Consider the following 13,571-nt stretch of genomic DNA (forward strand, 5'->3'; position numbering starts at 1 on the left):
TATTGCTTAGGCTATTTACCTACACTTCCTACTTTTATTTTCTCAACCAAGAAATCGACTGCGGCTTTCACTTTTGGTACTAGATAGCGCTGCTTTTGATACAGCAAATATACAGCCATATCATCATGTTGCGTAATTGCTAACGGATGCTCAAATTTAATCTCTTGCAATGCCCCTGACTCAAGATATGAGGATAGCGCCCAGCGAGTTGACATCAAAATCCCTTCACCATCACTAGCCTTCTTGGCAAGCCATGGTCCATTGTTTGAAATTGCGACTGCTGGCCCTGAGACATCATGCCACTGATCATCCACATAGCAGAGCCAAGGCGTTGGACCGTTTGGCGCCTTAAAATACAGGCCTTTATGTTCCTTTAATTCCATTACATGGTTAGGTACACCATGCATCTCTAAATAACTGGGCGACGCAACCGGAATAAACCCATTATCCATGAGCCTAATGGCAAGCACTCGCTCATTTGGTGCATAGCCACCGCGAATCGCAATATCGACGTCGTCACGTCCTAATGCTGATAGCTCATCACTGAGACTGACATCTAGCACAATCTCTGGATACAACTCACCAAATTCATCCAGCAGTGGTAGCAGTATCTTTTCACCAAAACCCACCATAGAGCTGATACGTAACCGTCCCATTGGCGTCGTTTGATAACTGCGTACTGTTTCCTTGCTTTGCTCGAGCTGATCTAGTACTTGCTGCATATCGTCATAATAAACCTGCCCTACTTCGGTCAATTTAACGATTCGAGTCGAGCGCTTTAACAGTGTCGCGCCCAAGCTCTTTTCTAAATCAGATACTCGTCTTGATAGTGAGGATGGCGGCACTTTGAATGCATTTGCCGCCTTAGTAAAACTGCCCGTTTCTACGACTTTGCTGAAATACTTGATGGCACGTAATTGATCCAACTGACCTCTCCATTTAGATGAATATGTGAGCATTTTCGCTTTATTATTGTCTTAAAAGCAATAGTGATTCACGTTATTCCTTATATATAACCACATTAAAACCAGTAATAATGTGTTTAACTTAGGGCGTGCTTGATATTCGACCATGGCACTGACAGAGACTATTTTTTAGACAGTTCGACGTTAAAAATAGTAAGTTTAGTCATTCTAAGCGTCTATGTTTTAACAATGAAGTGGCAAAAAATAGTCCTGTCTCCTTCTGTTTATATTGGAGCTGATGCTAAAACTGCCCCATACTGTGTTGTAAATCTAGTTAAGGCACGAGCATTACCGTCGTTTTACGCCTTGTCTAGAACCGTTTTAGCAATCAGCAGTGCCTATTTGTGAATATCAAACACGCCCTAAACGTTGCAATGAAAACACGATTAAAAATAACTTTTACGTCAACAATGGAAGAATGACTTATGATTACTTTGCACGGCTTTGCTGCAAGCAACTATTACAACATAGTAAAACACGCTCTTTTATATAAGGGCATTCCGTTCCAAGAGGACCTTTTGTACGCTGGTAGTGATGATCTACTGACCGTCAGCCCAGTGGGTAAAGTACCTGCAATCACCATGCCTGACGGTTTTAATCTGTCGGAATCCAATGTGATTTGTGATTTTTTGGAAGAAACATATCCTGAAAAGCCACTATATCCTGCCGATGCAGCAGAACGCGCGACTGTACGTCAGATTATGAAAATAGCAGAGCTTTACTTTGAACTACCAAGCCGTCGACTGATTCCGTATGTATTTTCTGGTACTCAAGCACCTAACGCAATCAAAGAGGAAGTTCGTCAAGTATTAGGCCGCGGTATTATTGCCATGAATCGTTTATGCAAGTTTTCGCCTTGGATTGCAGGCGAGCAATTCACCATGGCCGACATCTATGTGCATCACGTCAACACTATTGTCAACGCTTTTGGCGCGACTCAGCTTGAGTGGGATGTACTGGCAGAAGTGGACAGCATGAAAGAATGGAACAAAGCTATGAGTGAAACCGACATTGCAAAAAGCGTTCAGGCAGACAGTCAAGCAAACATGCCTGAGTTTATGCAGCACGTTAAAGCTCAAATTCAAGCTGCAAACGCTAAATAACATATGACAGTGTGGCCACTAAAAATTAGCCACATTAAGAAAATTACTAAAATTCAATAACCTAAAGAACGGCCAATACCGTAAAGGGATTGGTCTAAAAATCCAACTATTTGCAGGAGCAAACCTTATGAGCGATAAAAATAAACAACTGGTTTCAACCATCAGTGATGACAACAAATTAACCCTGTCTTTAAAAGACATCGAGATGCCGCAACCCGGTGCTGACGAAGTTGTCGTTCGCATGGAAGCCATGCCATTGAACCCCTCTGATTTTGGTGTGATGTTCAGCGCCGCTGATATGTCAACCGCTGTACTATCAGGTACTGATGACAGCCCTATCATTACTGCTGATGTGCCTTCAAAATTCATGCCATCACTCAAAACGCGGGTAAATAAAGACACGCCTGTCGGCAATGAAGGCGCTGGTACAGTCGTCGCAGCAGGCTCATCAGAAGCCGCACAAGCACTCATGGGCAAAATGGTTGCGGTGATTGGTGGCGGTACATATCGTCAATACCACTGTGTCAATGTAAGGAGCTGCATAGAAATGCAAGACGGCACGACAGCTACCGAGGCCGCATCGTCTTTTGTAAACCCGCTCACCTCACTGGCAATGGTCGAAACCATGCGCGCTGAAGGCCACAAAGCCATCGTACATGCAGCAGCTGCTTCTAGCCTTGGTCAAATGCTAAACCGTATCTGTATGGCAGACGGTGTTGATTTGGTGAATATCGTCCGTAAAGATTCGCAAGAAAAGCTATTGCGCGATATGGGTGCAAAATATGTGGTGAACTCAAGCAGCGAGACGTTCCTTGCTGATTTGACCGCCGCGATTACTGAAACAGGCGCTACGATTTCGTTTGACCCTATCGGTGGCGGTAAGCTCACCAGCGATATTCTAAACTGTATGGAAGCAGCTATCACTCGTGACGTAGAAGAATACAGCGTCTATGGCTCAAATACCTTTAAACAAGCTTATATTTATGGCGCCTTAGACCGTGGTCCGATCACCTTAAACCGTAACTTTGGTTTTGCGTGGGGCGTAAATGGCTTCTTGTTATTTAATGCCCTTGGCAAGCTAGGTGGCGAAACGGTTAAAGCAATGCGTAAGCGCGTGGCAGAAGAAATCACCACCACCTTTGCGAGCAGCTATACGCATGAAGTGACCCTAGAAGAAGCGCTACAGTTAAAATCAATCGCCGCTTATGGCAAACAGGCGACTGGTGAAAAGTACTTGATCAAGCCTCAAGCTTAATAATTGTTTGAAGCATAATATAGAAATAAAAAAAGCAGATATTCTAGGATGTCTGCTTTTTTCTATCCTTAGAATACATACTGATTATAGAGAAAGGTTCCACGAATTCTTAAGTTACTCCACTAAGAAATACATTTAAGAGCATGTCATTTCTCTGTATGGTTTAATATTTATTAAGAGGCAGTGAATTTGTCGGCTATAACTTGCAAGGAGTAATTAACGGCCAACTGATTCTTATGTTTTGTAATAGATTTTTATTCATTTTTACCTGCTTTTACCGCTTCAATGATTTTGATTAAATAATCAGGAGATACGGGCATATTTTGAATATCAGCAGTTTCTTGAATAATCTCTCGAGTAGTTTGATCCCTACTTATAACAGGGTTTCTTTCTACTTCTAGGAATGTGTAGATACATTTTTCAAGCAATGTTTTATCGTCAATTGAAATTGCTACTTCCAAAGCTACAAAGTTATGTTCGATATTTGTGGCTTCATTTTGGAAATATTTTATCTCAGCTAGACTCGATTTATACAGTCTTAAGAAGAAATATGAAAAAACTTCAATAATTAAGACAATTGATAAACGTGGTAAAAACTCCATTACAAAATCCCCCAAAGAATTATGCGTTCCTTCTTTCGCTAATACGAAAAAGGATAGAGCTATGACTCCCGATAAAGCTGTAATAACTCCTAACACTAAGTTAATAGTACCGCGGCGTCCTAACGCATCAATTTCTTTATAAATACGATCTAAAGTAGACTGCCCGCGTTTAAATATATCAAACCTATACTCTGAGTCTTTTATCTCGCTTTTTAGCTTTTCCAAATAAGCGTTATTTGCTTCAGAGTTTATACGACTAAGTATTTTATCAGTTAACTTCTTTTCATCTTCCTCTGTTACGGGGGAAGCTTGCTTTTGCCGCTTCAACCTTAATACATCCTGTAAATGCTCAATTTCATATTTATATATTATGTCTTTACTAGAAGATAAACTTGAACCACTCAAGAACTTAACCATGGCAAGGGCCATAACAGTTACCATTGCAATTATAGCAAGTAAGATACTCTCCTTATTGCTTACAAAGTCAGATGACTCTCCTTTCAATCCTGGAATTAGTAAAGGCACAAAAGACATGGTCATTATTAAAACCATAAAAGATAATAATAATGTACCTTTATCTTTAAGAAGTATGCGGATTATTCTATCCATGCGTTATTCCCAAATTAATATTTAAATTTTTATTCTTTGTTATTGCTATGATTTACAGCAACTTAAAATGCCTTGCATGAAACTGTACAATAGTTCCACTAAACCACTCGATTGTAAACAATTGATTGTAAATTACTAGAGATTTAGTACTAGCCTCGTATAGATTTACACTATATAAAAATATAGCTACCTGCCTTTTAGTGTTTACCAGAAATTTGTATATACGTTATTAAGTATTCCTGAAATATTTACACTCAAATAATGGAATCAAATACCAAGAGCTATAAATTAATGTTACTAACAAACCTGTGGTTGCATCTGACGTTTATTACGCCTAGTATTTCGCTCCTTTAGATAACTCTATTTTTAACAATAGCGCCTCTACAGGTTTGTCTACTCACAATAAAGAAGGATTCGTTATGCCAATAAATACAACCACAATTATTGATGGTGGCATGGGACGAGAATTGGCGAAGCGCGGTGCACCGTTTCGTCAACCTGAATGGTCAGCACTGGCAATGATAGAAGCGCCAGAGATCGTTCGTGATGTACACCGTGCTTATATTAAGAGCGGCGTGGCAGTCATTACGACCAACAGTTACGCCCTAGTACCCTTTCATATCGGCGAGGAACGTTTTGCAGCGCAAGCACAAGATTTGGCAGCAGCGTCAGGTGAAATGGCACGTGCAGCAGTGACGCTAGAAGGCGCAGCAACCAAAGTAGCTGGCTCCATACCGCCACTGTTTGGCTCCTACCGTGCAGACTTGTTTGATGCTGACCACGTAGAGGATATCGCTACCCCACTGATCAAAGGTCTAAATCCGTATGTCGATTTTTGGCTCGCTGAGACTCAGAGTCTAATCGCCGAGTCTATCGCTGTTCGTGAGCTACTTAATACGCTAGATACAGACAATAAACCGCTATGGGTAGCTTTTACTTTAGAAGACAGTATGGATATCGATGTACCACGTCTGCGTTCAGGAGAAACCGTCGAGGAAGCTGTGGCAACGATGGCTGATCTCAATGTCGAGGCGATACTCTTTAACTGCTGCCAACCTGATGTCATCGAACAAGCATTAGATGTCGCACAAACTATCCTACAAGCAAAACAAGCGCAGCATATCAAACTTGGCGCTTATGCCAATGCCTTCCCGCCACAACCAAAAAATGCCGCCGCAAATGATACGCTTAATGAAGTGCGTGATGATTTGACCCCGCCTGCCTATTTGCTCTGGGCACAAAAGTGGCAAGCACAAGGCGCTTCACTAATCGGCGGCTGCTGCGGTATTGGTCCTGAGCATATTCAGGAATTAAGCCAACATTTCACTGCTACTGCTTAGACATAGGCTGATCTGAATATAGAAAAATGTAAGATAATTAGATCGTTAAGTTCATCATGCTGATGACCATCGAATGTTATTTGATGGTCGGCATGTTTCTGGTCATGGTGCTAGTGCTGTAAGCGTATCGAAAATTCTAGTAGCAGCTACAGGCCTGAATGAAATTATCGACTAGCTTGTCATAAGTATGCGCATTGTATTCTTAACAGCCTACCCTTTCTCCCGCTAACTTGAAGTCTGTCTACCCGTTTGTATCAGTAGGACACCACTTAAAATCAGTACCAACGCTATAATTTCTAAGCTGGTGATGTCCTCTCCAATTACAGCGCCAATGATGACAGCAACGACTGGGGCAATATAAGTAGCACCAGCAGCCCGCACTGACCCTAACGTCTCAATAATAAAATAATAAATCAAAAAAGCAGCGCCAGTACCCAAAGCACCCAGACCAAGTATCGTTCCCCACATTGCCCTAGTATCTGTCGACAGCTGGGTTATACCATCGAAATCGATGAGTATCGAAAGCGTTATGACAGCCAATCCCACTTGCCAAGTGGCTAACGCCAGTGGTGGCAATCTCAGAGGAGACAGATAACGCCGCGCATATACAAAAGATGCACCCACACTCAAAGACCCTGCCAACATCCACAAAACGCCAACGAGAGAGACACCAGTGGCACCTTGCCATGGTCGCGCACTTAATGCGATACCAGCAAATCCTAGCGCAAGTCCAATCGCCATTTGCTTGGTCGGACGCTCCTCAGGTAAGAACAGCGCCGCCCCCAAAAAGGTAAATATAGGGATTGAACCACTTAATAGACCTGCGATGCTACTGGGCAATAGCGCCGTACCTGCGACAAATCCATAATAGTAAAAAGACGTGGCGAGTACTGACATCACTATAAAGTGTGGCAAATGCTGTAACTGCGCCCGAGTAATTACTTTGCTGTGCCAAGCAACGGCAACCAATGGCAAGAACCCAAATAACAAGCGTAAAAATACGGTTTGTGAGGGACTGATTAGAGCCGTCGCCCATTTCATAAAAATAAAATTCGACCCCCAGATGATACCAAGTAGTACCAGTGCAGCATATGCTCGAAACATAACATTGGCCTTAATAAACAGATGAACAGATGAACAGATGAACAGATGAGCTGCTTTTTTCAAACAGTTAGCGTCGATAGTGTTTTATTGCTTGTATTAACAGTCTGGTATTAACTATCTTGTATCAATAGGCTTGTATTGACTGACTCGTTAAACAGAGCGAATGACGCCACCATCAACCCGTATGCTTTGACCAGTGATGTATCCAGCAGCTTCAGATAATAAAAAAGCAATCGTTGAGGCGACTTCTTCAGAGGTACCATAACGTCCCATCGGCACGCTCTCACGGCGTTCATCAACTTCAGGCAAGCTATCAATCCAGCCAGGCAAGACATTATTAATACGCACACCTTTTGCTGCATAATCATCTGAAAAAATCTTGGTGAAAGCGCCAAGGCTGGCACGAAAAGCCGTTGACGTAAGAAAAAGCGCAGTCGGCTGCGTTACCCAAGAGGTAGATATATTGACGATAGCCCCGCTACCCTGTGCCACCATGATTGGCGCGACCAAACGAATTGCACGTACCGCACTAAGAAAGTAAACCTCTAGCCATTTATGCCAATCCTCATCAGTGATGTCTAAAATAGGTGCGCGCGGGCCATGACCAGCAGAGTTTACAAGCGCATCAATACGTCCCCACTGTTGCATCGCCGAATCAACCAAGCGCTGCACATCTTCATTAACAAGGTTGGAGCCAGTAACACCAATGCCGCCCAACTCTTTTGCTAAAGCCTCACCTTTCCCGGAGGAAGATAAAATAGCGACATGATAATCATCTGCTGCAAGTTTACGAGCAGCGGCAGCACCCATGCCTGACCCGCCTGCGGTGATAAGCGCCACTTTTTTTGTCGTTATAATATTATTCATCTGTTTTTCTCCATTAGTTATCGTTTCACTTATCATAACCAATAAAATCAGATTCCTAACATCATAATAAAAGATGCTAGACTGTAGAAAATCTATCGTCTAGGAAAATAAAGTGTCAGATAACCATCGTACGTTGCCACCGCTCAATGCTTTACGCGCATTTGAAGCTGCAGGGCGTCATCTTAACTTTCGGGTGGCGGCGGATGAGCTGTTTGTGACCCAAGGTGCCGTGGCTCAGCAAGTGAGAATGCTAGAGGAGCATATCGGCTTTCCTTTGTTTCAACGACTACCAAGAGGTGTGGCACTCACTAGCCAAGGCTCTATTTACTTTGCAGACGTCACTCGCGCTTTTAAGATTTTGGATAAAGCAACAGCTCAGCTACTAAAAGAGCCTAAGACGGTTACGATTAGCGTCACGCCAACTTTTGCCACTAAGCTATTACTGCCTCGCCTGCCCGCGTTGACCGCCGCGATTCTTGATGTCGAACTGCGTACTGTGGCGACCGAATCCATTGCAGACTTTGACCGTGATCAGGTAGATATCGCGGTACGCCTAACGCGTCCACCATTCCCTTCGGCATTTGATACTCAGCTGCTGTTCAAACAAACGCTCGTAGCCGTGGCTAGCCCTCACTTAATGGCCAATAGAGAACTACCTATATCACTCGAAGCGCTACAAGAGATGCCATTGCTCCATGACTCACATCATCATTGGCCACGATTTTTTGGTACTACAGGTAAGCTAGCCGGTGCTGTATTTAACCAGACCGCATTGGCTTTAGATGCAGCGCTAGCGGGTCAGGGCGTTGCGATTGCTTGTCAGGCGTTTGTACAAGCGGATTTGAATGCAGGGAGACTAGTGCAGGTAAGCGAGTCAACGCTAACAGTCGATCCAGATTATTATCTTGTTCGCAAAAAGAGTTCGTCATCATCACCAACTGTCGACGCTGTCTGGAACTGGTGTGTCACTCATTTAGCACTGGCTTAGCACTGACTTGATTTAGTCAGGGCTAGCTAAGCATTAAGTTAAACGTCAATATAAATAATCTAATCTCAAACTTATTAACGTTTTTAGCTTCTGAAACTAACTACGATTTCAGTCGTGTTTTTCTATCCTACTACAGTCGTGCTTCAGCATAATGATGCAGACCTTCTTTCTTTTTTATCCTCGTTTTATCTTTTCACTAATTGCCCTAACTCAAAAATAAAAAACAGTTACCTACCCCCTTCTCAATCAAAAAACGCCCTATTTTTACGCGATTAAAATACTAAGTTTTTATGTCACATTACGTACAACTTACACAGTTAATTTATCACAAACAATTATCGACTAAATTATTACTCAATTTTGTATTAGTATTCATTGGTATCAACCAGCTGATTAAGAGAGCCGTCTTTTCTTACAAGCACGCCAGCCCCTTACACGATTTTACTTGTTGTACCTGCATAAGGACCAGACATGACTGCTAACACACAAGAAGCTCTAACTAGCGCAGCACTCAGTTTTCAATTGATGACGCGAGCTGAGCCTCCAGAGTTAGTTATTGCCACAATAAAGTCGTTATTAGCAGTAAAAAAAGCGTGTGACGAGATATTAATTATCGATAATAATAATAAAGAGACGTCGTTATATGAGCCGTTAGCAGCATTTTGCCAAAGTTTAGACGCTGAGTTGAATGTTCATTTTTATCACATTGATCGTGTCGAAGGATTTAAAGCGGGTGCTTTGAACTTGGCACTTGGGTTAATGAGTCCAGACTGTAGTCACATTGTAGTGGTCGATAGTGATTACCAAGCGTTACCACATGCTAGAGCCTCTATTATGCAGGCTATCGCCCAATATCCTGAGCATACCCTACTTCAGTTTCCGCAGTTTTATCGTAATGAAGGACAGCCGGATGCTCATAGCGAGTTGAATCACTATTTCAATCATCATCTGTATCGTCCTTTTAATCGCAATCGCGCCTTATCAACGGGTACTTACGCAGTCATTCGACGCTCAGACCTTTTGAGCATAGGAGGCTGGTCAGGTGCTTCTATCACTGAAGATGCTCAGATGGGCGTGCTTATGCATCGACAAGGTTTTCGTAGTCAGTTTGTGCCAGAAGTCATTGCCACAGGCTTATTACCTAACACACTAGATGACCTAATATGTCAACGCCGACGCTGGATCTACGGCAATATGCAAGTCCTCACGGATTACTTGTCAGTCCCCTACAACGCTCCAAGTCAATATGTTTCACAGTCCAAAAGTATGAGAGAACGTCTAGCCTATATACGCGCTCATCTGTCTCAGCTGAGTGCTTGGGTAAACTTTACAGGGTTCTTTATCTTTTTGCATATCTGCGCATTACTGGTGATGGTTGATATGCTTTTAATAAATAACGCTAACGTGTCGATGCTTATCCCTCTATATGTGGTTTATGCAGGTTATGCCTTTTTCATCCTTAGACGGTTGTGGGCATATTTCCGTGATCAATCGCCTCTTAACAAACAAATAGATGACAGCCATCAGTCACATTTTGGCAGAAAAATACGTGCATGGTTGATTCACTTGAATTTTTGGGAGATTGGCGCACTGTCATGGCTTCCGGTGCTATGGGGACGAGAGAAACCTTTTGTCTGTACGCCAAAACAAAATTATATCCAAAATCGTCATTCCTTATTCCTTAAGAATATAGCGGCGTTACCAAAACTGCTGTTGGTGCTAAATATCATTACAGCCATAGTTGTAGCGCCATTTTCACCGCTCTATTCGCCAGTACTATTTATATGTGCAGCGGCAGTTTGTATTCTTAAACTAAGCGCCGCCAAGGTCGCAATGGATAATTTCTCTGATGCTCGAGCAGATATATTAAGTATGAGTAAGGTTCTGAGACAGACTCTAAAAGTAGCCCATGAAAAGAAGACGACTATCACGACATCTTATGCGACGTCTTTATTTAAAGATAAAAAGACCATCGACTCGTAAGAATCAGTACTTATAAAGATAGCGGTTTATATAAGCCAATTTTGAAACAAGGTCATTCTATTGTCTTTTATTGTTTCTATACTAAGTTCCCTATACGCCACTCTACTAACCAAAACGCTTATAGCCATGATGCTTATAACTATAAAGGTCTTAAAAACATGATTAGGTCTTCGAATTCACCGCTACGTATTGCCATTATTGCGCATTCACTGTATCCCATTGCCCAGCCTTACGCGGGTGGTCTAGAAATGATTACCCAATTGATTTGTGATGAGCTAGTGGCGCAAGGTCATGAGGTATTGCTTTACGCTCATAAAGATAGCGAGACGAAAGCAACGCTGGTGCCATTATTGACTCGTCATGAGTTTAACAAGATGGTCTATGATAATGAGCATGAAACGGTCGCCATGGGCCGTGAAGAGATGTACCAATATCTCACCTATCAGATAGCCCTACGAGATATTATCGAACGTGATGAGCGCGGTGAGATTGATATCGTACATAACCACAGTCTGCATCATATTCCGATGATGACAGGCCAAGCATTTGGCGAAAGGTTTTTTACCACTTTTCATACGCCTATTTTTCCACAGTTACGTTTGGCACTTTTGACGCTACGCTCTGGTACAACCACTCAGTTTACAGCGATTAGTAAACATCAACAGCAGTTATTCGCTGAGTTTGTTCCCTCACAAGTGGTGTATAACGGCATCGATGTCGAATCCTTTACTGCCAATACAGAATCGCTTGGCAATACTAATGGTAGCGATGACGAGGTGTATTTGTGGTATGGACGCATCTGCCCTGAAAAAGGCACTCATTTAGCCATGCGGTACTGTATGGAAGCTGGGAAGAAACTTATCATAGCAGGACCTAAAAGCAACGAAGACTACTTTAATCAAAAAGTAGCCCCTTTATTATTTAAAGACAGTAAGAGTGGCGATGACAAACTATTCAGTTACGTAGGTCATGTCACCAAGGACGAGATTAACAATTACTTATGCCAAGCAACTGCCATGCTATTCACCAGTACTTGGGACGAGCCATATGGATTGACCTTGGCTGAAAGTTTGGCATGTGGCACACCAGTGATTGGTTTCGATGCTGGAGCCAGTGCAGAAATTATTACTCCAGAGACAGGAGTCATCGTACCTAAAAAAGACAAAGCCGCCTTTATCAATGGCTTTGCTACGATTAAAAACATATCACGCCAAGCCTGCCGTGACCGTGCCTTAGAGTTTTGTTCAGTGTCAGCCATGGTAGACGGCTATCTGGAACTTTACCGAGCAGCGTTAAAAAATAGAACTGCGTTAATAGAAGACAATTCAGTAAGTTATATCAACAGCTATGAGCTCTCTGATTTAACAAAAGACTCCCTGCAGTTTTTCAATCAGGCCATTCAAGCACCAATTGAAACTGATAATGATCTTGTTAGCTTTTCTGAGGGATCGTAATGATGCGTATTGGATATTATGCTCATCATCACGGCTCAGGACATTGCCGACAGGCAGACAAACTGGCTGCATTGCTACCTAATGACGCAAGAGCGCAATTAACGGTATTTACGAGCTTAGATATAGATAGCTATCGTTTTACCGCTATTGATGAACAACAAATCGTACGTTTAAATGCAGAAGATGAACGCCCAGATGACATACTAGCAGGTCGTGCAGGAGAATATTGGCAACCAGCCAGCCTACATTACTCGCCCGTAGGCAATGGCGACATTCAAAAACGCAGTCACCAAATATTAGACACTATCTTTCAATGTAAGATTGATCTGATGATTATCGATGTCAGCGTCGAGGTGGCAATGCTCTGCCGTGCGGCAAGTATTCCTTACCTTTACGTTAGGCTTCCTGGTATTCGCGATGATGCGCCACATTTGGGTGCATTTGCTGGTGCGCTTGCCTTACTAGCACCTTATCCTAAAGCATTAGAGTCTACCCAGACATCTGAGTGGGTCTGTGATAAAACGCTCTATCTTGACTTTATCTACTCTCAAAAAGCTGAGCCATATACTTATGAGAGCTTTATAGATATTTTGGCAAAATTAAGCGTGAACAATGAAACTTCTGATCTTAAATCTACAAACCTACCATCTATCGAAGCTCAATTAGCATACAAGTCCGAAACTACAACACCTATTATCACCGTTATTAAAGGCTATGGTGGACATAAAGCGATTGACGAAAAACTACCGGAGTTGCGCTCACTGCTACCCAATGCATTAATTGTCTCTCTCGGGCCTATAGACGATGACAAACGATGTTATGTCGATATCTCAGCTGAGGTAGATGACGTCACACCATTTATTTGCCATAGCGATTATCTAATGATGGCCTGTGGCCTAAATGCTGTCGCGCAAGCGTATCATTACGATACGCCGCTCATAGTAGTGCCTGATGACAGACCTCATAATGAACAAGCGGTCATGGCTGAAGCGTTAGTCGCTCAAAATAAAGCGCTAAATTGGCAGCAGTTTAAAACCTTAATGAGCGTCAATGATGGTCAATCTGAATCTATTGCCCAAACAATTCATTACCGAAGCAAACAACACCCCACTACCTCGGTTGATAGCATTGAAAAAAATAACAGTGAGGAAGATAGCATTGAGGAAACCAACGCAGTTACGCCAATAGCTGCTCAAGCGTTTATGCATAGCACCACTGATTATCCTACTACTAATCTTTGGTTTGAAAACTGGTTGCTTCCTCGACTCAACTTAATGCCCGAATCAACAATTAAATACTGA

At 42.6% G+C, this 13,571-nt stretch carries 11 protein-coding genes; 7 read left to right on the plus strand and 4 right to left on the minus strand.

Annotated features, from left to right (window positions below):
• Positions 1 to 11: 11 nt before the first annotated feature.
• Positions 12 to 926 carry a LysR family transcriptional regulator gene (locus QL898_RS09025; RefSeq protein WP_290176553.1) on the minus strand — a complete coding sequence of 305 codons (915 nt, stop codon included), beginning with the start codon at positions 924 to 926 and terminating at the stop codon, positions 12 to 14.
• A 464-nt stretch (positions 927 to 1,390) separates the two neighbouring features.
• Between QL898_RS09025 and QL898_RS09030 the strand changes: the two genes are divergently transcribed.
• Both QL898_RS09030 and QL898_RS09035 read left to right on the plus strand, forming a co-directional pair.
• A complete protein-coding gene (locus tag QL898_RS09030) occupies positions 1,391 to 2,068 on the plus strand; it encodes a glutathione S-transferase family protein (RefSeq protein WP_290176554.1) in 678 nt (225 codons plus the stop codon).
• Positions 2,069 to 2,195: 127 nt separating this feature from the next.
• Entirely contained in the window at positions 2,196 to 3,323 is a 1,128-nt protein-coding gene (locus tag QL898_RS09035) for a zinc-binding dehydrogenase (RefSeq protein WP_290176555.1), read from the plus strand.
• A 254-nt stretch (positions 3,324 to 3,577) separates the two neighbouring features.
• Here the strand turns inward: QL898_RS09035 and QL898_RS09040 are convergent, their stop codons facing one another.
• Complete coding sequence (locus tag QL898_RS09040) at positions 3,578 to 4,534, minus strand: hypothetical protein (RefSeq protein WP_201547189.1); 957 nt, start codon at positions 4,532 to 4,534, stop codon at positions 3,578 to 3,580.
• 419 nt (positions 4,535 to 4,953) lie between these two features.
• On the opposite strand from QL898_RS09040, the gene QL898_RS09045 reads away from it, so the two are divergent.
• A complete protein-coding gene (locus QL898_RS09045; protein ID WP_290176556.1) occupies positions 4,954 to 5,874 on the plus strand; it encodes a homocysteine S-methyltransferase family protein in 921 nt (306 codons plus the stop codon).
• Between the two features lie 225 nt (positions 5,875 to 6,099).
• Here QL898_RS09045 and QL898_RS09050 read toward each other — a convergent pair whose 3' ends face one another.
• Positions 6,100 to 6,978, minus strand: coding sequence for a DMT family transporter (locus QL898_RS09050; protein ID WP_201547193.1), 879 nt, complete (start codon positions 6,976 to 6,978; stop codon positions 6,100 to 6,102).
• Positions 6,979 to 7,128: 150 nt separating this feature from the next.
• Positions 7,129 to 7,845 carry an SDR family oxidoreductase gene (locus tag QL898_RS09055; RefSeq protein ID WP_265089143.1) on the minus strand — a complete coding sequence of 239 codons (717 nt, stop codon included), beginning with the start codon at positions 7,843 to 7,845 and terminating at the stop codon, positions 7,129 to 7,131.
• 112 nt (positions 7,846 to 7,957) lie between these two features.
• Between QL898_RS09055 and QL898_RS09060 the strand changes: the two genes are divergently transcribed.
• The 4 genes from QL898_RS09060 to QL898_RS09075 all read left to right on the plus strand — a co-directional run bounded on the left by QL898_RS09060 (position 7,958) and on the right by QL898_RS09075 (position 13,571).
• Entirely contained in the window at positions 7,958 to 8,833 is an 876-nt protein-coding gene (locus QL898_RS09060; protein WP_290176557.1) for a LysR substrate-binding domain-containing protein, read from the plus strand.
• A 471-nt stretch (positions 8,834 to 9,304) separates the two neighbouring features.
• On the plus strand, positions 9,305 to 10,816 hold the full coding sequence (locus QL898_RS09065) for a glycosyltransferase family 2 protein (RefSeq protein ID WP_290176558.1): 1,512 nt from the start codon (positions 9,305 to 9,307) through the stop codon (positions 10,814 to 10,816).
• A 158-nt stretch (positions 10,817 to 10,974) separates the two neighbouring features.
• Entirely contained in the window at positions 10,975 to 12,270 is a 1,296-nt protein-coding gene (locus QL898_RS09070; RefSeq protein ID WP_290176559.1) for a glycosyltransferase, read from the plus strand.
• On the plus strand, positions 12,270 to 13,571 hold the full coding sequence (locus tag QL898_RS09075) for a hypothetical protein (protein WP_201547197.1): 1,302 nt from the start codon (positions 12,270 to 12,272) through the stop codon (positions 13,569 to 13,571). The genes QL898_RS09070 and QL898_RS09075 overlap by 1 nt, the downstream gene beginning before the upstream one ends.

The organism is Psychrobacter sp. APC 3279, from assembly GCF_030407795.1.
Classification (GTDB): domain Bacteria; phylum Pseudomonadota; class Gammaproteobacteria; order Pseudomonadales; family Moraxellaceae; genus Psychrobacter.